General features: G+C 68.4%; 17 protein-coding genes. 12 read left to right on the top strand and 5 right to left on the bottom strand.

Features of this window, described 5'->3' with window-relative positions; all coding sequences use genetic code 11:
• The first annotated feature begins 16 nt into the window (after nt 1-16).
• Complete coding sequence (locus AC5RVZ_RS22645) at nt 17-502, top strand: DUF4188 domain-containing protein (protein ID WP_494067884.1); 486 nt, start codon at nt 17-19, stop codon at nt 500-502.
• Nucleotides 503-605: 103 nt separating this feature from the next.
• Here the strand turns inward: AC5RVZ_RS22645 and AC5RVZ_RS22640 are convergent, their stop codons facing one another.
• Together AC5RVZ_RS22640 and AC5RVZ_RS22635 are read right to left on the bottom strand one after the other, a co-directional pair.
• Nucleotides 606-1,028, bottom strand: coding sequence for a DUF4870 domain-containing protein (locus tag AC5RVZ_RS22640; RefSeq protein ID WP_494067883.1), 423 nt, complete (start codon nt 1,026-1,028; stop codon nt 606-608).
• A 109-nt stretch (nt 1,029-1,137) separates the two neighbouring features.
• On the bottom strand, nt 1,138-1,980 hold the full coding sequence (locus tag AC5RVZ_RS22635; protein ID WP_494067882.1) for a DUF3097 domain-containing protein: 843 nt from the start codon (nt 1,978-1,980) through the stop codon (nt 1,138-1,140).
• 146 nt (nt 1,981-2,126) lie between these two features.
• Here AC5RVZ_RS22635 and hrcA point away from each other — a divergent pair, with 146 nt between their 5' ends.
• From hrcA to AC5RVZ_RS22620, 3 genes are all read left to right on the top strand, one after another.
• Entirely contained in the window at nt 2,127-3,140 is a 1,014-nt protein-coding gene (hrcA, locus tag AC5RVZ_RS22630) for a heat-inducible transcriptional repressor HrcA (protein ID WP_494067881.1), read from the top strand.
• A gap of 73 nt (nt 3,141-3,213) precedes the next feature.
• Nucleotides 3,214-4,347: a molecular chaperone DnaJ gene (gene dnaJ, locus AC5RVZ_RS22625; RefSeq protein ID WP_494001258.1), complete on the top strand. Its 1,134-nt coding sequence runs from the start codon at nt 3,214-3,216 to the stop codon at nt 4,345-4,347.
• Nucleotides 4,348-4,349: 2 nt separating this feature from the next.
• Complete coding sequence (locus AC5RVZ_RS22620; RefSeq protein WP_494067880.1) at nt 4,350-5,189, top strand: 16S rRNA (uracil(1498)-N(3))-methyltransferase; 840 nt, start codon at nt 4,350-4,352, stop codon at nt 5,187-5,189.
• A gap of 23 nt (nt 5,190-5,212) precedes the next feature.
• On the opposite strand, the gene AC5RVZ_RS22615 is transcribed toward AC5RVZ_RS22620, so the two are convergent.
• Nucleotides 5,213-6,124 carry a GerMN domain-containing protein gene (locus tag AC5RVZ_RS22615; protein WP_494067879.1) on the bottom strand — a complete coding sequence of 304 codons (912 nt, stop codon included), beginning with the start codon at nt 6,122-6,124 and terminating at the stop codon, nt 5,213-5,215.
• A gap of 368 nt (nt 6,125-6,492) precedes the next feature.
• On the opposite strand from AC5RVZ_RS22615, the gene AC5RVZ_RS22610 reads away from it, so the two are divergent.
• The 5 genes from AC5RVZ_RS22610 to AC5RVZ_RS22590 all read left to right on the top strand — a co-directional run bounded on the left by AC5RVZ_RS22610 (nt 6,493) and on the right by AC5RVZ_RS22590 (nt 12,223).
• A complete protein-coding gene (locus AC5RVZ_RS22610) occupies nt 6,493-7,599 on the top strand; it encodes a PhoH family protein (protein ID WP_494067878.1) in 1,107 nt (368 codons plus the stop codon).
• Nucleotides 7,596-8,069: an rRNA maturation RNase YbeY gene (ybeY, locus tag AC5RVZ_RS22605; protein WP_493978405.1), complete on the top strand. Its 474-nt coding sequence runs from the start codon at nt 7,596-7,598 to the stop codon at nt 8,067-8,069. Before AC5RVZ_RS22610 ends, ybeY begins: the two co-directional genes overlap by 4 nt.
• Nucleotides 8,070-8,078: 9 nt before the next feature.
• Nucleotides 8,079-9,413 (top strand): hemolysin family protein, encoded by a 1,335-nt coding sequence (locus tag AC5RVZ_RS22600; protein ID WP_494067877.1) that lies wholly within the window; start codon nt 8,079-8,081, stop codon nt 9,411-9,413.
• A 44-nt stretch (nt 9,414-9,457) separates the two neighbouring features.
• Nucleotides 9,458-10,405, top strand: a complete 948-nt coding sequence (gene era / locus AC5RVZ_RS22595; RefSeq protein ID WP_493978553.1) for a GTPase Era — start codon at nt 9,458-9,460, stop codon at nt 10,403-10,405.
• A 267-nt stretch (nt 10,406-10,672) separates the two neighbouring features.
• On the top strand, nt 10,673-12,223 hold the full coding sequence (locus AC5RVZ_RS22590) for an LCP family protein (RefSeq protein ID WP_494067876.1): 1,551 nt from the start codon (nt 10,673-10,675) through the stop codon (nt 12,221-12,223).
• 7 nt (nt 12,224-12,230) lie between these two features.
• Here the strand turns inward: AC5RVZ_RS22590 and AC5RVZ_RS22585 are convergent, their stop codons facing one another.
• A complete protein-coding gene (locus AC5RVZ_RS22585; RefSeq protein ID WP_494067875.1) occupies nt 12,231-14,171 on the bottom strand; it encodes a M13 family metallopeptidase in 1,941 nt (646 codons plus the stop codon).
• A 211-nt stretch (nt 14,172-14,382) separates the two neighbouring features.
• On the opposite strand from AC5RVZ_RS22585, the gene leuA reads away from it, so the two are divergent.
• From leuA to AC5RVZ_RS22570, 3 genes are all read left to right on the top strand, one after another.
• Nucleotides 14,383-16,134 (top strand): 2-isopropylmalate synthase, encoded by a 1,752-nt coding sequence (gene leuA / locus AC5RVZ_RS22580; RefSeq protein WP_494067874.1) that lies wholly within the window; start codon nt 14,383-14,385, stop codon nt 16,132-16,134.
• Between the two features lie 68 nt (nt 16,135-16,202).
• Nucleotides 16,203-16,955, top strand: coding sequence for a DNA repair protein RecO (gene recO, locus AC5RVZ_RS22575; RefSeq protein WP_493978410.1), 753 nt, complete (start codon nt 16,203-16,205; stop codon nt 16,953-16,955).
• Entirely contained in the window at nt 16,952-17,752 is an 801-nt protein-coding gene (locus tag AC5RVZ_RS22570) for an isoprenyl transferase (RefSeq protein WP_494067873.1), read from the top strand. The genes recO and AC5RVZ_RS22570 overlap by 4 nt, the downstream gene beginning before the upstream one ends.
• A 10-nt stretch (nt 17,753-17,762) precedes the next feature.
• Here the strand turns inward: AC5RVZ_RS22570 and AC5RVZ_RS22565 are convergent, their stop codons facing one another.
• Nucleotides 17,763-18,779: an alpha/beta hydrolase gene (locus AC5RVZ_RS22565; protein ID WP_494067872.1), complete on the bottom strand. Its 1,017-nt coding sequence runs from the start codon at nt 18,777-18,779 to the stop codon at nt 17,763-17,765.
• Between the last annotated feature and the right edge of the window lie 69 nt (nt 18,780-18,848).

Below are 18,848 nucleotides of genomic sequence, written 5' to 3'. Positions count from 1 at the left end.
TGAGAGGAATCGGCTCATGTCGGAACAAGTACACACAGGACGGTTCACGGCCGACCCGGGCGGCGAACGGGTTACCGTCTTCCTCATCGGGATGCGGGCCAACCGATGGTGGAAGGTCGGCAGGGTGGCCCGCACCGCGTCGGCGATGCCGGCGATGCTGGCGCACCTGGCGTCCTCGCCGGAGGCCGGGCTGCTGGGCTTCCACCAGTGGTTCGGGCGGACCACGATCATGGTCAGCTACTGGAAGAGCCCGGAACATTTGCAGCGGTTCGCCTCCGACCGCTCGGCCCCGCACCTGGAACCCTGGCGGCGGTTCATGCGCGAATCGGCCGGCAGCGGGGACGTGGGCGTCTGGCACGAGACCTACGAGAGCGTGCCGGGGGGCCGGGAGAGTGTCTACAGCGACATGCCGCGCTTCGGCCTGGCCGCGGCGACCGCCCACGTGCCGATCGCGGCGGGGATGAACACCGCCCGCCAGCGGTTCTCGCGGCAGGCAGGGTAGGAGGGAGGCGGAGCCGGCAGTGCTAGCGGAGCGGCAGGGCTACCGGAAGAGGCTGGCGGAGCGGCAGGGCTACCGGAGCGGCAGGGCTAGCGGGATGCCAGGGCTAGCGGAACAGGCGCAGGTTGTAGGCGTACCGGTAGGGAACGCCGCGGTTGCACTTGACGCCGGCAATGACGGAATAAACCGTGAGGAAAACCCAGATGGAGGCCGCGATGACGGCAAAGAGCCCGCTGACCGCCGGGATGACGATCAGCAGGTTCGCAATGATGGCCACCACGGTGGGCGGAACGGTGAAGTTCAGGGCCTCTTTGGACTCTTGGGCGGTAAAGGGACCCCGGTCCTTGAAGATCAGGTAGATCGCCAGCGACGGGAAGCAGCCCAGGATGCCGCCGAAGTGCGCCATGGTGGCCCATTGCCGGTCCTCCGAAGGGGTCAGGGGCAAAGCGGACGCCGACGCGCTCTGGTACTGCTGGCGCGGAGCGGACTTGCGCTCCGGCTGCTGCTTACGAGCAGAGTTCTCGGACACTGGACCTACCTTCGGAAAATCTTCTGATGGCTCACTTCTGTTCCTAGCCTAGCCGTTCCACCCCGTCACCCGGTGCATTCCGCGGGCGCCGGCGCCGGCCGGGACCGGCTCACACGGTCAGGAAATCGATGACTTCTTCCACCCGGCCCAGGAGGCTGGGCTCCAGGTCGGCATAGGTGTTGACACTGCCCAGCAGCCTCTTCCAGCCGTCGGCGATGTCGATCTGGGTCCGGTGCGGCCAGCCGAGGCCGGCAAGGATGCCGGTCTTCCAATCGGTGCCGCGCGGAACCACCGGCCACGCGGACCGCCCGATGACCGCCGGTTTGATGGCCTGCCAAACATCGACGTAGGGGTGGCCCACAATCAGTACGTTGCCCGCCGCCGCGGGCACGGCCATGGCGGCCTCGGCTATCCGCCACTCCTTGGAGTTGGGGACCAGGTGGTCCACCAAAATGCCGAGCCTGCGCTGCGGACCGGGGGAGAAGTCCGCCACGGCCGCCGCCAAATCGTCCACGCCGTGCAGGGGTTCGACCACGATTCCCTCTACCCGGAGGTCGTCTCCCCAGACCTTTTCCACGAGTTCGGCGTCATGCTTGCCTTCGACCCAGATCCGGCTGGCCCGCGCGACCCTGGCACGCTGTCCCTCGACCTTGACCGAACCGGAGGCCGTCCGTTGCCGGACGGGTGCCTTCTGCGCGGGCGCCGCCGGCACTACCTTCACCGGCTCGCCCTCGAACAGGAAGCCGAAACCCAGCGGAAACGAGCGGACCTTGCCCCGGCGGTCTTCCAGCGACACCAGATGCACACCGCCGGACTTCTCCACCCGGACGACGGCGCCCACCCACCCGCTCTGTGCGTCCTCGAGCACCAGTCCCGGTTCGGCGCCGATTTCGCGCAGTGCCCGGGCCTTGGGGGCGGTGAGATCCTGGGGGCCCCAGCCGTAGCTGCTCATAAACTTTAAGTCCTCTGCTGGTTGTGGTCCTCACGGCACGGCCGCCCGACAATGCTAACAACGGCGGCGACGTATTAGACTTAGCACTTGGACGTGTTGAGTGCTAACGGTCTGTCCGCAGACGAGTTGGAGACAGGAGGAGTGCAGTGAGCGAGGTCCGGAGGCTGGAAGTGCTCCGCGCCATTGTCGAAGACTATGTGCACTCGCGCGAGCCGGTGGGCTCCAAGGCACTGGTCGACCGGCACAGCCTGGGCGTGTCGTCAGCCACGATCCGCAACGACATGGCGGCGCTGGAGGAAGAGGGGCTGATCGTCGCCCCGCACACCAGCGCCGGCCGGATTCCCACGGACAAGGGCTACCGCCTGTTCGTGGACCGGATTTCGGACGTCAAGCCGCTCTCTGCCCCCGAGCGCCGCGCCATCCAGAAACTGCTGGAAGGCGCCGATGACCTCGACGATGTCATGGAACGCACCGTGCGGTTGCTGTCCCAGTTGACCAACCAGGTGGCCGTCATCCAGTATCCCCAGCTGGGTGCTGCCAAGGTGCGCCACATCGAATTCATCCTGCTGGCTCCCAAAAGGGCCCTGGTCGTGCTGATCGCGGACAACGGCAAGGTGGAGCAGCATGTCGCGGCGCTTCCGGCGGACGTCACCGAGGATGCTCTGTCCACGCTGCGCGCAGCGTTCCTTTCGGCGCTGTCCGGGAAACCGCTGGCGGCGGTGCCGGGGCTGCTGAAGACCTTCCCGGTGCCGCCGCAGACGGCACCGGCGGGCACGGTCGAGGCCTTGGCGTCGCAGCTTTCGCAGCTTGCCGCGGCCACGAACGAGGAGCGGATCCTGATGGCCGGCACGGCCAACCTGGCCCGTTCCACGGTCGACTTCCAGTTGAGCATCGGTCCCATCCTCGAGGCTCTTGAAGAACAGGTGGTGCTGCTGCAGTTGCTCTCCGAACTGCATCAGGACGCGCGCGGCATGTCGGTGAGCATCGGCAGCGAAAACCCCTACGGTTCGCTGGCCGAAACCTCCGTGGTGGCCACCGGGTACGGCCCGGGCGCGACGGCCAAGGTCGGCATCCTCGGCCCCACCCGGATGGACTATCCCACCACCATGGCCGCGGTGCGCGCCGTCGCACGTTATTTGTCACGGATCCTCGCCGGCTAGCCACACGCCGCGCAGTGTCCGCACCGGCCGTCGGCGCCGGTGAACCGATCCCCAGGAAGTGAAGTACTACAAGGTGAGTAACCACTACGACGCCCTCGGTGTCAGCCAGGACGCCTCCACCGAGGAAATCAAGAAGGCCTACCGCAAGCTGGCCCGCAAGCTGCATCCGGATGTGAACCCCGGCCCGGAGGCAGCCGAACAGTTTAAGCAGGTCAGCCACGCCTACGAGGTGCTGTCCGACCCGCAGAAGCGGCGCATCTACGACACCACCGGCAACGAGAACGGCAACGACACCGGCTTCGGCGGTGGCTTCTCCGGGTCCGGGTTCGCCTTCCAGGACATCTTCGAAAGCTTCTTCGGCGGCGCCGGGGCGGGCGGCGCCGGTCCGGCCTCCCGGACCCGCCGCGGCCAGGATGCCCTGATCAATGTGCGGATCGACCTCAAGGACGCGGTCTTCGGGGTCAACAAGAAAATCGAAGTGGACACCGCCGTCGTCTGCCCCACCTGCGACGGCAGTTGCTGCCGCCCCGGCACCAGCCCGCGCACCTGCGACATCTGCGGCGGTTCCGGCCAGGTCCAGCGTGCGGTGCGGTCCATCCTGGGCCAGGTCATGACCACTGCCGCGTGCGGCAGCTGCCAGGGCTTCGGCACGGTCATTCCCGACCCCTGCAACGAGTGCAACGGGGAAGGCCGCGTCCGCAGCCGGCGTTCGCTCACCATCAAGCTCCCGGCGGGCGTCGGGACCGGAACGCGGATCCAGCTGGCCGGCCAGGGCGAAGCAGGCCCTGCTGGCGGCCCGCAGGGCGACCTGTATGTGGAAATCCGCGTCAACCCGGACAAGAACTTCATCCGCGAGGGTGACGACCTGCATGTCACGCTCTCGGTGCCGATGACCGCTGCCGCGCTGGGCACCGACCTTACGCTGGACACCTTCGACGGCGAACAGGAAGTCAGCATCAAGCCTGGCACGCAGGCGGGCGAGACCCTCACCCTGCGCGGCCTGGGCGTGACCCACCTGCGCGGTTACGGCCGCGGCGACCTGCAGGTGCACGTGCATGTGGAGACGCCCAGCAAGCTGGATGCGGAGCAGGAGGACCTGCTGCGCCGGCTGGCCCGGGCCCGCGGCGAGGAATACACCGAGGGCAAGCTGGCGTCCTCCGGCACGGGCGTCTTCGCCCGCCTGCGGGACCGGCTCGGTAACCTCTAGGCGTGACCAGCCACCTGTTCTTCACGGCTCCGGGCGAGCTCGACGACGTCGCTCCGGGCGACAGCTTCACCCTGGCCGGGGACGAGGCGCGGCACGCCGTCACCGTCAAGCGGATCGAGTCGGGTGAAGCCGTCGATCTGGCCGACGGGCTGGGCCGGCGGCTGATAGGGGAGGCCGTTGCCGGCACGTCCGGCCAGCTCACCGTCCGCGCGCTCCGGATCCTGCAGGAACCGAGGCCGGACCCGGAGTTGGTGCTGGTGCAGGCGCTGGCCAAGGGAAACCGCGACGAACTTGCCATCGAAGCGGCCACCGAACTGGGCGTCGATGCCGTGGTGCCGTGGCAGGCCGAACGCAGCATCGTGCGCTGGAAGGCGGACAAGGCGGCCAAGGGAGCGGCGAAATGGCAGTTGGCGGTCCGGGCGGCCGCCAAGCAGTCGCGGCGTGCCCGCGTTCCGGAGGTGGAGCCGCTGGTGGAACGGGCCGGGCTCTGTGCCCTGATCCGGGACAGCCGGCTCTCGCTGCTGCTGCACGAGGACGCCGCAGGCAGCGTGGCCGACGCCGTGGAGGCGGCCGGGTTGCGTGCCGGCTCAGCCGCCGGGGAGCGCGGCGGAAACGACGGCGCCGGTGCCCGGCCAGGTGCCCGGCCCGGGGGCCGGACCGGCGGCGTGGCGCGCGTGCTGATGATTGTGGGCCCCGAAGGCGGGATGAGCCAGGCCGAAGTGGACGCGATGCTCGACGCCGGGGCGGTGGCGGTGCGGCTGGGTCCGCACGTCCTGCGTTCCTCCACGGCCGGGCCCGCCGCCTTGACCTTGCTCAGCGAGTTGCTGGGCCGCTGGCGCTGACCACGTCCGTCAGCAGAACCGGCCTAGGTGATGGTGAAGACCTTGCTGTCCGCATTCTGCCGTTCGTCGGTCCGCCCGTCCTGGTCCTCTTGGAACACGTACAGCCGGTAGGTGCCCGGATCCAGCTTCTGGCTGAACCGGAACTCGCCGATCTGCCCGCTGTCGGCATCCACGAGGGCCGTGCCGTCCTTGACCAGTTCGCCTTCGGACGTGTCGTCGGAGCCGGCAAGGCGAAAAATCTGCCAGCTCAGTTCCGATTCGTACGCGACGCCGCGGCCGAACACCTCCACGCGTCCGGCGGCGGTAGCACCGTCGGCCGGGTCGATGATCCATACCGGGGCGGCCAGGCTGCTGTTCCGGCCCATCGGCTGGCCCAGCGGCACATGGCCAAAGGCTTCGTAACCGTGATGCCCGTCCACGAGGATGACCACTTCCAGCGGATCGTCCGACGTGCTCAGCCCGGCGTTCGCCGCCGCGGCCGTGGCGGTGAAGACCAGTTGCTGCACGGCCCGTTCGGCGATGCCGGCATCCACGCGGCGGTTGAACGCGTCCGAGGAAATGTCCAGCGTGATGACCGAACCGTTGGTGATGGAGGCGCCCACCTTGCTCGCCGGGCTGAGCGGGTTGAAGTAGTCCGGATCGAGGGGCTGAAGCCGCGTCAGCGCGGCCACCGCCGTCGTGATGGGATCACCGAGGTTTTCCGCCTGGCGGTATTCGCGGTACAGGAACACGTTGTCGGCGTTGGTGCCCAGCCAGTAGATGGGAGAGAGTTCCGAGGAGCGCAGGGTTTCGACCGGCACGCTGGAGACCAGGGGGCTGCTGGCCGAAGCGGGGGCGGTGGGATCCGGCATCGAGGTCTGGCCGCCGCCGCCACCGCCGGCGGCCTGCGGCGAGCATCCGAGCAGCACCAGCGACGAGGCAGTGACCAGTGCCAACCACGCACCGAAGCGGCGTGTCGGGACCGGGCCTGCGGGCTGCCGGAGCTGGTTGCTGGCGATGCTTTCGATCCCTTCTGACGTGGGCAATGACCGGGTGGGTGTGGGCCGAAAAGGGCTGCTGCCGCCTTTCCTGCCTCACTAGCTTGGCACAGGGGAGGGGGGCTGATGGCTGCTTTAACCAGCGCTCAACCGGACTGATGCAGGATTGATGCAGGATCGATACCAAGGCGTTTTTCGTCCCCGCAGAGGACGGTGCGGCGGCTCGTGCCGTAGCATGGACGTGTACCGTCGGGACCGGATCCATTTCCGGTTACCGCCAGCAAGCGCCCACCGAAGGAGCGATGAAAGGCCACATCGGCCGGACTATGTCCCAATCACGCCTGGATGTCGATCCGCTCGGATCAAGCAGCCGTTCCGTCCATTTCGATTCGTCGGAACACATGGTCAGGGCGCTCGGCGCCCACGATGAGGTGCTGCGGGTCATCGAGTCGGAGTTCAGCGATGTGGACCTGCATGTACGCGGCAACGAACTCTCCATCACCGGCCCCGCCGACGCGGTGCAGCTCACGCTCAACGTGGTGGAAGAGATCCGCGCCCTGGCGGCGAAGGATACGAGGATCACCGCGCAGGTGGTCGCCCAGCTGCTGCGCATGCTCGGCGAACAGTCGGCGCAGCGGCCGGCCGAGGTCCTGACGCTGAACATCCTCTCCTCGCGCGGCCGCAACATCCGGCCGAAGACCCTGAACCAGAAGAACTACGTCGAAGCCATCGACAACCACACCGTGGTCTTCGGGATCGGCCCCGCGGGCACCGGCAAGACCTACCTGGCGATGGCCAAGGCGGTCCAGGCCCTGCAGCACAAAGAGGTCAACCGCATCATTCTGACCCGACCCGCCGTCGAGGCGGGGGAGCGGCTGGGCTTCCTGCCCGGCACGCTCAGCGACAAGATCGACCCGTACCTGCGCCCGCTCTACGACGCCCTGCACGACATGATGGACCCGGAGTCGATTCCGCGCCTGATGGCCGCGGGCACCATTGAGGTGGCGCCGCTGGCCTACATGCGCGGGCGCACGCTCAACGACGCGTTCATCATCCTGGACGAGGCGCAGAACACCACCCCGGAACAGATGAAGATGTTCCTCACCCGGCTGGGCTTCGGTTCCAAGATGGTCGTGACCGGCGACGTGACGCAGATCGACCTGCCGAACGGCACCAGTTCGGGCCTGAAGATCGTCAGCGAAATACTCGACGGCGTGGAAGACGTCCGCTTCTCCCGGCTGGACGCCACCGACGTGGTCCGCCACCGGCTGGTCAGCGACATCGTGACGGCGTACAGCCGCTGGGACGAGTCCCGGCGCGGCGAGGGCGGCCGGGACGAATCGCGCCGCTCGGACGGCGGCCGGGGCCCGCGCCGCGCACCCGCCGCCCGGCGGAAGACGGATGTGGAAGCCGGCCCGGAGGATCGAGCATGAGCATCGAGGTCAACAACGAATCGGCCGTCGCCGCCAACGAGGAAGAGCTGGTGCGGCTGGCACGGTTCGTGCTGGACTCCCTCTACGTCCATCCTGAAGCGGAACTGTCCATCATCATGGTCGACACCGAAGCGATGGAGCGGCTGCACATCGAGTGGATGGACGAGCCGGGTGCTACCGACGTGCTGTCCTTCCCGATGGACGAACTGCGTCCCGGCACCGCGATGAAGCCGGGCCCGCCCGGCGTGCTGGGCGACATCGTGATCTGCCCGCAGGTGGCGCAGGAGCAGGCGAAGAAGGCCGGCCACGGCCTGTTGGACGAAATGCTGCTGCTGACCACGCACGGCATCCTGCATCTGCTCGGCTTCGACCACGCCGAGCCGGCCGAGAAGGAAGAGATGTTCGGCCTGCAGCGCCAGTTGCTGTCCTCCTTCACCGGCAAGGCAGCCCCCACCGAAACCACCCTGTAGAGACCGGCGATGCTCTGGATACTCGCCGGCATGACGCTGGCTTTCACGCTGTTCGCCGGGGTGCTGACCGCCGCCGAGGCCGCCTTCACCTACCTGCCGCGCCACGACGCCGAAAACCTGCTGCGTTCCGGCCGGAGCCGCAGCCTGCGCCTCATCCTGGCCTCGCCGGCGGCCCACATGCACGGGCTGCGTTTCTGGCGCGTCTGGTTCGAGATGGCCGCCGCCGTCGCCATCGCCCTGCTGTTCCACGACCTGCTGGACAACATCTGGCTGGCCGGACTGCTGGCCACCGTCACCATGGCCGCCGTCGGATTCGTGCTGGTTGGGGTTTCCCCGCGGCAACTGGGCCGGATGCACGCCGGCGCCGTCGTGCTTTCCACCGCCTTGCTGGTCAGGCTGCTGTGCTCGATCCTCGGCCCGGTGCCCCAATGGTTGGTCCGTCTGGGCAGCACGGTTGCCCCGAACGCGCCGCGCGCCGACGCGGCCTTCTTCACGGAAGAGGAGTTCCGCGAACTCGTGGACCGGGCCAACGAGTCCGACATGATCGAGGACACCGAGGCGGAACTGATCCACTCCGTCTTCGAGCTGGGCGATACCAAGGTCCGGGCGGTGATGGTGCCGCGCACGGACATGCTCAGCATCGACTCCGGCTCCACCCTGCAGGAGGCCATGACGCTGTTCCTGCAGTCGGGCTATTCGCGGATCCCCGTGATCATGGACACCGCGGACCAGATCCGCGGCATCGTCTACCTGAAGGACGTGGCCGCCAGGATCCACGGCCGGGCCGACCACGGCGCCGGCATGCTGGTGGACCAGATCTGCCGCGAGGTCCGCTACGTGCCCGAGTCGAAGTCGGTCGGCGAGCTGCTGCAGGAAATGCAGCGCGAGTCCACGCACGTGGCGATCGTGATCGACGAATACGGCGGCACCGCCGGCCTGGTCACGCTGGAGGACCTCATCGAGGAGATCGTCGGCGAGATCGTCGACGAATACGACACCGAGCGCCCCGAAATCGAGGCGCTGCCGGACGGCCTGTACCGGGTCAGCGCGCGCACCAGCATCGACGACGTCGGCGAACTGTTCAATCTGGAGCTGGACGACGAAGAGGTGGACACCGTCGGCGGGCTGCTGGCCAAGAGCCTCGGCCGGGTGCCGATCGTCGGCAGCGAAGTGGAGCTGGACGGCCTGCACCTGCGCGCCGAACGGCTGGAGGGCCGGCGCAACCGCGTCAGCCATGTCCTGGCCTGGTATGAAGCGCCCGCCCGGGACCAGTACGCCAACGACGACGGCGCTGCCGCCGCCGATGACCCCGCCCGCATGCCCGGGACGGAGAGGGAACGATGACCAACCCCGAAAACGCCACTGGCGAAGAGAGCACCGACAAGGCCATGGCCATGCCGTCCAGCGGCTGGCCCAAGGACTACCGCGCCGGTTTCGTGTCGCTCGTGGGCCGCCCGAACGCGGGCAAGTCCACGCTGACAAACGCGCTGGTCGGGCAGAAGGTGGCCATCACCTCCGCCAAGCCGCAGACCACGCGGCACACCATCCGCGGCATCGTGCACCGCCCGGATGCCCAGCTGGTGCTGGTGGACACGCCCGGCCTGCACCGGCCCCGGACCCTGCTGGGGCAGCGGCTGAACGACCTGGTGGCGGACACGCTGGCGGAAGTGGACGCTATCGGCTTCTGCCTGCCGGCCAACGAAAAAATCGGCCCCGGCGACCGGTTCATTGCCAACCAGCTGGCCGCCCTGTCCGGCAAGCCAGTGGTGGCACTGGTGACCAAGACGGACCTGATGGACAAGCAGGCGCTGGCCGAGCAGCTGCTGGCGGTCGCGGCGCTGGGCGCGGAGATCTTCGGCCCGGACGGTTTCGCCGACATCGTGCCGGTTTCCGCCGCCAAGGGGGACCAGGTCCAGACGGTCGCCGATGTGCTCGTCCGGCAGATGCCGCTGTCGCCGCCGCTTTATCCCGACGGCGAGCTCACGGACGAACCCGAGGCCGTCATGGTGGCCGAACTGGTCCGGGAGGCGGCGCTGGAGGGCGTGCGCGACGAACTGCCCCACTCGCTCGCCGTGGTGGTCGAGGAGATCGTTCCGCGCGAAGGCCGCAGCGCCGACAACCCGCTGCTGGATGTCCGGGTGAACCTTTTCGTGGAACGTCCGTCGCAGAAGGCCATCATCATCGGCAAGGGCGGGGAGAGGCTCCGTGACGTCGGCACCCGCGCCCGCAAGGGGATCGAGGGCCTGCTGGGCACCCGCGTCTACCTGGACCTGCACGTGAAAATAGCCAAGGACTGGCAACGCGATCCCAAGCAGCTGGTGCGGCTCGGTTTCTGAGCCTCCGGCGCCGCCGGGAACTTTCCCGGGCCGCAACCCGTAGAATACTTAGCGGCCAGTGATTGGCTGGCCGCGTCATTTTCGTCTGGCTTATAACCGTGCAGAGGGGTACCCGTGGATCATCGCGGCAGTTTCGGTGATGACCCGCAGACCCCGGCGCCGCAGACCCCGGCGGGACAGCAGCCGGCTGGGCAGGATTCCGCCCCGCGGTCCCCGGCCGGCGGCACGCCGCGGCGCGGGCAGGCGCGGGCCGCCAATCCGAGGCACATGGGCCGCGGACCCAGGCTGCTGTGGCTGAAGGTCGTGGCGGGCGCGCTGGCGCTGGCGCTGGCGGCCGGTGTGGGCGTCGTGGTGTTCAAAATCGTGGGCCTGCGCGACAGCCTCAGCACCTCGCCGCTGAACCTGGGCACCGGCGCCCAAGGGCTTCCGGTGGACCTGAGCCGCGATCCCGTGCAGATCCTGATCCTGGGTACCGACACACGCGCCGGCAGCGACGGCCGGTACGGCTCGGATGGCTCGTCAGCCGGCTTCGGCAAATCGGACGTGATGATGCTGATGAACCTGTCCGCGGACCGGGAGCGGGTCACCGTGGTCAGCCTGCCGCGCGACCTGCTCACCACCATCCCCACCTGCACCGATCCGGAGACCGGCGAGGTCTATCCGGAGCAGCAGGATGCCCAGCTCAATGCCGCCCTGACCTATGGCGGCCCCGGCTGCACCGTGGCAGCCGTCAACGAGATGACCGGCCTGGAGATCGACCACTTCATGATGGCCGATTTTAACGCCGTCAAGGAGCTCTCCACCGTGATCGGCGGGGTGGAAGTCTGCGTCAACGAGCCCATCAATGACACCTACTCCAAGCTGCGGTTGCCGGCCGGCGTGAGCACCGTGCAGGGCGAGCAGGCGCTGGCGTTCCTGCGCACCCGGCACTCCTTCGGCGACGGCGGAGACCGCGGCCGGATCCGTGCGCAGCAAAGCTTCCTGGCGTCCATGGCCCGCAAGGTCCAGTCCGAAGGCACGCTGACCAACGTGCCCCGCCTCTACTCCATCGCCGAGGCCGTGGTTAACAACCTCACGGTGGACGAAGGCCTGGCGGAGGTTTCCCGGCTGCTGGCCCTGGCGGACCGGGTCAAGAGCGTGGACCTGGGGAAGGTTGCGTTCGTCGCGCTGCCCACGCAGAGCGCCCCGATGGACGAGAACCGTTTGGTCGTGGACGAGGAGCCGGGTCAGGCCCTGTTCCAGATCCTGCGCGAGGACGGCGACGTCACCGCGCCGGAGGTCAACACCGCCGGGAAGCCCGACCCGACGACCACGGGGGAAGCGAGCGGGGAATCCACGGCCGGTGCCTCAGGCGGCGGCACCCCGTCCCCGACCGCGACCGACGACGGCGGGGCGACCGCCGGGGCGACGACCGCGCCGGGCGGGGACCCGACGGCCGGCGTGCCGTCCTTCGACCCGGCCGTGCAGCCCGTCAAGGTGGTCAACGCCTCCGGCGCGGCCGGCCGCGAGGAGGAACTCTCCGAACAGCTGCAGGCGCTGGGGTACCTGCTGGCGGCCCCGGGCGACGGCGGATCCGAACGCACCACCACGCAGCTGTTCTACTCGACCGGATTCGAACACGTGGCCCTCGCCCTCGCGCAAGAACTGAACGTCCCCCGGGCCAACGTCCTCTCCTCCGGCGACCATTACGGCGTCGCCCTGTCGGTTGGCCGGGACTTCGCCAGCGGCACGCAGCTGGCCGAGACCGGCGGCGTGGCCGGCGGCTTCAAGGGCCAGACCGCCGACCAGGTCACCTGCCAGCAGCCCGGCGCCTTCTAAGCAGCCGCTACCAAATCCTGACCCGCTCGGCCGGGGCGAGCCACAGCCCGTCGCCCGGAGCGGTGCCGAACGCTTCGTGGAACGCGTCCAGGTTGCGCACCACCTGGTTGCAGCGGAACTCGTTCGGGGCGTGCGGGTCGATCGCCAGCCGGCGTGCCGCCTCCTCGGAACGGATCTTCTGGCGCCAGCATTCGGCCCAGGAGTAGAAGAACCGCTGGCTGCCGCTCAGCCCGTCGATCACCGGGGCTTCCCGGCCCGCCAGGCTCAGCCGGTACGCGCGGTAGGCGATGGCCAGCCCGCCGAGGTCGCCGATGTTCTCGCCCAGGGTGAGTTCGCCGTTGACGGTGTTGTCGGGAGCCTCCGCCGGACTGAGCGCCGCGTATTGGGCCACCAGTTGGCCGGTGAGCCGCTCGAAGGCGGCCCGGTCTTCGTCGGACCACCAGTTCCGCAGCGCTCCGGTGCCGTCGTACTGCGAGCCCTTGTCGTCGAAGCCGTGGCCGATCTCGTGGCCGATGACCGCGCCGATGGCGCCGTAGTTGGCCGCGGCATCGGCGTCGGCGTCGAAGAAGGGCGGCTGCAGGATCGCCGCGGGGAAGACGATCTCGTTCATGGTGGGCATGTAGTAGGCGTTCACGGTCTGCGGCGTCATGTGCCACTCGGCCTCGTCGATGGGCTTGCCCAGCTTCGCCAGGTTGCGGCGGACCTCGAACTCGTTGGAGGCGAGGACGTTGGACCAGACATCGTCCCCGGGCACGAAGGCGGAGTAGTCGATCCACTTCTCCGGGTAGCCGATCTTGGTGCGGAAGGCCGCCAGCTTCTCCAGCGCTTTACCGATCGTTGCGCTGCTGAGCCACGGCAGGGCGGAGATGCTCTCCCGGTAGGCGGCCAGCAGGTTGGCCACCAGTTCTTCCATGCGTTCCTTGTGCGCCGGCGGGAAATGCCGCGCCACGTATTCCTGCCCGATGGCTTCCCCGAGGGCGCCTTCCACCAGGGACACGCCGCGCTTCCACCGCTCCTTGAGTTCCGGGGTGCCGCTGAGGGTGCGGCCGTAGAAGCCGAAGTGCGTCTGGACCGCTTCGTCGTGAAGGTAGGGGGCCGCCGTCGTCAGCACGTGGAGCCGCAGCCAGGCCTGCCAGGCCTCCAGCGGCTCGCTGTCCAGCAGGGCGTCGAGCGTGCCGAGGAACCCGGGCTGGCAGACCACCATCTCGGCCGAGCCGCCCGCTTCCGGGCCCAAGGCCGCGAGCCAGTCCGGCATCCAGTCCGCCATGGCGGCCACCTGGCCGGCGGTGCGCAGGTTGTAGGTCTGCTGCGGGTCGCGGCAGGAGACCTTGTCCAGGTGGCCGGCCGCCAGCTTGTGCTCCAGGTCCAGTGCCGCGTCCGCCTGCACCGGGTCGAAGCCGGCCAGCTGCAGCATCTTCCGGGCGTAGTCCCGGTAGGCCTCGCGGATGGGGCCGAAGTCGTCCTCGCGGTAATACGCCTCGTCCGGCAAACCCAGTCCCGCCTGGTACAGGTAGATCAGGTAGCGGGTGGGGTCGCCGGCGTCGTTGTTGACGAAGAACGCGAGCGGATACGCGGCGCCGCTGCGGCTGAAGGCCCCGATGACCTCGCGCAGCCCGTCCCGGTCGGAGATTTTCGCGATCGCGGCGAACTGCTCCGCCAGCGGCGAGAAGCCCTTGGCCTCGGCCGTGTCGGTGTCCATGAAACCGGCGTAGAGGACGCCGATCTTTCCCGCCGGGCTGGTCGGATCCGGGTGCGTGGCGGCGTCTTCGATGATGGCCCGCACGGATTCTTCGGAGGCGTCGCGCAGGGCGGTGAAGGAGCCTTCCAGTGCGCGGTCGTCGGGGATGGCGGTCTCCGCCAGCCACTTCCCGTTCACGTGCCGGAAGAGGTCGTCCTGCGGGCGGACGGCCGGGTCGACGTTGGACAACACGATGCCGGAGCGGCTCATGTGCGCCTCATTTCTTCGTTGCTTTCATCTTTTCCCTCACATCCTACGCACCGTGCTAGTGTGAAATTGTGCGCGCAGGAATGCTCCTTCTTAGCTGCCGCGGCGAGGCCACGCGAACTTCTGTTTGACAGGCCGAACCCTCGCTGCGGAGTTTGTGTTGCCCGGCCAAAATTTTTCGATTAGCTCCCATGAGAAAAGGCCACACACCAAAATGCGAAACGCACAAAAGTCCTCCGGAATGCCCATCCATAAGTACATTCCCTTCCAGGACCAGATCGCCGTAGAACTGCCCGACCGCACCTGGCCGGACAAAGTGATGACGAAGGCCCCGCGCTGGTGCGCCGTGGACCTGCGCGACGGGAACCAGGCGCTGATCGATCCGATGAGCCCCGAACGCAAGCACAAGATGTTCGACCTGCTGGTCAAGATGGGCTACAAGGAGATCGAAGTCGGTTTCCCGTCCGCATCGCAGACCGACTTCGACTTTGTCCGCCAGCTGATCGAAGGCGACCGGATCCCCGATGATGTGACCATCCAGGTCCTCACGCAGTCCCGCGAGCACCTGATCGAGCGCACCTACGAGTCCATCGCCGGCGCCGGCCGCGCCATCGTGCACCTGTACAACTCCACCTCCGTGCTGCAGCGGCGGGTGGTGTTCCGGGAAGACCAGGACGGCATCGTGGATATCGCCTTGCAGGGCGCCCGGCTGTGCCGGAAGTACGAAGAGGGCCTGAAGGGCACCGAGATCACCTACGAATACTCGCCCGAGTCCTACACCGGCACGGAGCTGGAATTCGCCGCCCGCATCTGCAACGCCGTCACCGACGTCTTCGAGATCTCCGCGGACCGGAACGTCATCCTGAACCTGCCGGCCACGGTGGAGATGGCCACCCCGAATGTCTACGCGGATTCCATCGAGTGGATGTCGCGGAACCTGAACAACCGCGAGAACGTGATCCTCTCGCTGCACCCGCACAACGACCGGGGCACCGGTGTGGCGGCGGCGGAACTGGGCTACCTGGCCGGCGCCGACCGGATCGAGGGCTGCCTGTTCGGCAACGGCGAGCGGACCGGCAACGTGGACCTGGTGACGCTGGGGCTGAACCTGTTCAGCCAGGGCATCGACCCGATGATCGATTTCTCCAACATCGACGAAGTGCGCCGCACCGTCGAATACTGCAACCAGCTGCCGGTGCCCGAACGCTCCCCGTACGGCGGCGACCTGGTGTTCACGGCGTTCTCCGGCTCCCACCAGGACGCCATCAAGAAGGGCTTTGAGGCCATGGAGGCCGACGCGGCCGGCCAGGGCAAGACGGTGGACGAACTGGTCTGGGCGGTGCCCTACCTGCCGGTCGATCCGAAGGATCTGGGCCGCAGCTATGAGGCAGTGATCCGGGTGAACTCGCAGTCAGGCAAGGGCGGCGTGGCCTACCTGCTCAAGCAAGAGCACAACCTGGACCTGCCGCGCCGCGCCCAGATCGAGTTCTCGGGCGTCATCCAGCGCCGCACGGACACCGTGGGCGGCGAGGTCAGCCCGGCGCAGCTGTGGGAGACCTTCACCGACGAGTACCTGCCGACCCCGGACAACCGGTGGGGCCACTACACCCTGGGATCGGTGAAGACCGACAGCGCCGACGACGGTTCGTTCCAGCTGACCGCAACCATGGGCGTGGACGGCGTCCAGAGCCGCCGCACGGCCGAAGGCAACGGGCCGATCGCCGCGCTGCTGGAAATTTTCCGGCAGGACGGCGTGGACGTGCGGGTACTGGACTACACCGAGCACGCCCTCTCCGAGGGGGGCAACGCCCGGGCCGCCGCCTACGTCGAGTGCGCCGTGGGCGACCGGGTGCTGTGGGGCATCGGCATCGACACGAACACCACCATGGCCTCGCTGAAAGCCGTCGTGTCCGCGGTGAACCGCGCCATCCGCGACGAAGGCGCCAAGGCCGCCGGCTCGCTCTAGGAAACCGCCCAGCGGGCTTCCCTGCCGTGCCGCGGCGGGGAAGCCCGCTTAAGTGGGAGAATGAAACGGTGTCCAACAGATCCTTCGCCTCCCGCACGTACCGGGACCAGGGCGTCATCCTGCGGACCCACAAACTCGGCGAGGCCGACCGGATCATCACGCTGCTGACCAGGCAGCACGGCCAGATCCGGGCGGTTGCCAAAGGCGTGCGGCGCACCAGCAGCAAGTTCGGCGCGGTGCTGGAACCCTTCATGGTCGCGGACCTGCAACTGGTCTCCGGCCGGAGCCTGGACATCGTCACGCAGGCCCAGATGGTCGGGCCGTACGGCCGGGACATCGCCGCCGACTACACCAAGTACACCTCCGCCGCCGCCATCTGCGAGACGGCGGAAAAACTCACCGACGTGGACGGCGAGTCGGCAGGAGCGCAGTACGGGCTGGTCATCGGCGCGCTTTCGGCCCTCAGCCGCAGCGTGCACGCACCCGAGCTGATCCTGGATTCCTACCTGCTGCGGGCCCTTGCGACGGCGGGCTGGGCCCCCAGCTTCGACGAGTGTGCCCGGTGCGGCGCCCAGGGACCGCATACCGCCTTTGCCGCTCCGCTGGGCGGCGCCGTTTGCCACGATTGCCGTCCGCCCGGGTCGGCCTCGCCCGCACCGGAAACGATGCAGCTGCTCGCCGCCCTGCTCTCCGGAGACTGGCCGGCGGCGGACGCCTCCGCCGCCGGTCCGCGCCGTGAGGCCGCCGGCCTGGTGGCCAGTTACCTGCAGTGGCACCTTGAACGAACCCTGAAATCCCTCAAGCATGTGGAGCGAGTGTGACCCCGATTTCCCGGCAACCGCAGCGGCCATGGCCGCATCCCTCCGGCGCCAAACCGCCCGCCCTTCCTCCGGCGCTGGTCCCGGAACACGTGGCCATCGTGATGGACGGCAACGGCCGCTGGGCGAACCAGCGCGGGCTGCCGCGGACCGAGGGTCACCGCGCCGGGGAAGCGGCCCTGCTGGACGTGATGGCCGGCGCGATCGAAATCGGGGTCAAACACGTCAGCGTGTACGCCTTCTCCACCGAGAACTGGAAGCGGTCCCCGGAAGAGGTCCGCTTCCTGATGGGCTTTAGCCGGGACGTGCTGCGCCGCCAGCGCGACCAGCTCGACGCCTGGGGGGTGCGCATCCGCTGGTCCGGCCGCCGGCCCCGGTTGTGGAAGTCGGTGGTCAACGAGCTGGAGGTCGCCGAGCGCCAGACGGCCGGCAACGCCACCTGCACCCTGACCATGTGCGTGAACTACGGCGGGCGGGCGGAGATCGCCGATGCCGCCGCGGCCATCGCCGCCGACGTCGCCGCCGGACGGCTGCGGGCGTCGTCGGTCTCGGAAAAGACCGTGCAGCGCTACCTCGACGAGCCGGACCTGCCGGACGTCGACCTGTTCCTGCGCACGTCGGGGGAGCAGCGCTTCTCCAACTTCATGCTGTGGCAGTCCGCGTATGCGGAGATGGTGTTCATGGATACCCTCTGGCCCGACGTGGACCGCCGCACCCTCTGGGAAGCCATCGACATTTACGCCCGCCGCGACCGGCGGTACGGGGGAGCGGTGGACGCCGCCGCGGTCGGCGGAGCCTAGCCCTGGTCGGCTACCGCTGCTGGGTGTCCGTGAGGTCCTCGGTCCGGTCGTCCTGCAACACGTAGGCCTGCGCCCAGCGCTGCAGCCGGGCATAGGCGTCCCGCCGCACCTCGGTCCGGGAGAGGAACACGTCGTGCAGGGCGTCCTGGACCTGCTCGATGGAGACGGTGTAGCCGAGCCGGACCGCCCGCTCGGTCATGGTGCGGATGTCCAGCACCACGTCGGTGCTCCTCATGTCCTCGTGCCAGACCGAGCCGTTCATGCTGCGGGTCGAAGACATCACCAGCACCGGGATCTCGAGCTTGAGGCCCTTCGCGACCTTCGACTGTCCCTCCCAGATGGCGCTGAGCCAACCGGCGCGCACGGGGAAGGACTCCGGCGGCCGCAGCTTGGGGTCCAGATCCCATTCGCCCTCCGCGGTGCTGCTGATGCTGCGGTAGTAGAAGCCGCGGACCGGCAATCTGATCTCGGTTTCCGGCTTCAGCCGGGACAACGGTTCCAGCACCGCGCCGGCGGCGCGCCGGACCAGGGAACTGCCGTGCATTTCCAGCCAGGGACTGTTCAGGACCAAGGCGCGCAGCTCGCCCGGGTGTTCCGCCGCCCACAGGGCAGCCACCAGCCCTCCGGTGGAGTGTCCCATCAGCGTAATCTTCGTCTCCGACTGGCCGCGTTCCTCACGGATCAGATCGAGCGCCAGCGAAATCTCGTCCTCGTACTGGCGCAAATCCGTCACAAAGCCCGCCGGATCACCCTCCCGCAGGCTGCGTCCGTGGTGGTGCAGGTCCAGCGCGAAGAACGCCACGCCTTGGCGGTGCCAGAACTCTGCCAGTTCCGTATTGAAGAAATAGTCGCTCCAGCCGTGCACATACAGGACGGCGTGCCCGCCGGGGGAGCGCTGCGGGGAGTGCGGCAGGTAGCGGATCAGCGTCGCCCGCTGCTCCCGCCCGCCGGGGGCCGGCACTTGCAGGACCGTGGACTCGAATTCCGGGCCGAGGATGTCTTCCTGCCAGTCGGCTGCCGTCGCCACGGTGGTCCTTCCTCTCTGTCCGGTTGCTGCCCCCATGTTATCGCCGGGTGGACACGGTTTGGTGCGGCG

It is taken from the genome of Arthrobacter sp. Cza30 (assembly GCF_059090765.1).
The sequence above is the reverse complement of the archived record's forward strand: the minus strand, read 5'-3'. Positions and strand labels throughout refer to the sequence as shown.

Bases quoted from the DNA above. Each gene is read 5' to 3' on its own strand.
- AC5RVZ_RS22610 (WP_494067878.1), top strand. From the start codon at position 6,493: ATGTCCCAATCACGCCTGGATGTCGATCCGCTCGGATCAAGCAGCCGT.
- AC5RVZ_RS22635 (WP_494067882.1), bottom strand. From the start codon at position 1,980: ATGAGCAGCTACGGCTGGGGCCCCCAGGATCTCACCGCCCCCAAGGCC.
- ybeY (WP_493978405.1), top strand. From the start codon at position 7,596: ATGAGCATCGAGGTCAACAACGAATCGGCCGTCGCCGCCAACGAGGAA.
- AC5RVZ_RS22585 (WP_494067875.1), bottom strand. From the start codon at position 14,171: ATGAGCCGCTCCGGCATCGTGTTGTCCAACGTCGACCCGGCCGTCCGC.
- AC5RVZ_RS22600 (WP_494067877.1), top strand. From the start codon at position 8,079: ATGCTCTGGATACTCGCCGGCATGACGCTGGCTTTCACGCTGTTCGCC.
- AC5RVZ_RS22590 (WP_494067876.1), top strand. From the start codon at position 10,673: ATGGGCCGCGGACCCAGGCTGCTGTGGCTGAAGGTCGTGGCGGGCGCG.
- leuA (WP_494067874.1), top strand. From the start codon at position 14,383: ATGCGAAACGCACAAAAGTCCTCCGGAATGCCCATCCATAAGTACATT.
- AC5RVZ_RS22645 (WP_494067884.1), top strand. From the start codon at position 17: ATGTCGGAACAAGTACACACAGGACGGTTCACGGCCGACCCGGGCGGC.
- era (WP_493978553.1), top strand. From the start codon at position 9,458: ATGGCCATGCCGTCCAGCGGCTGGCCCAAGGACTACCGCGCCGGTTTC.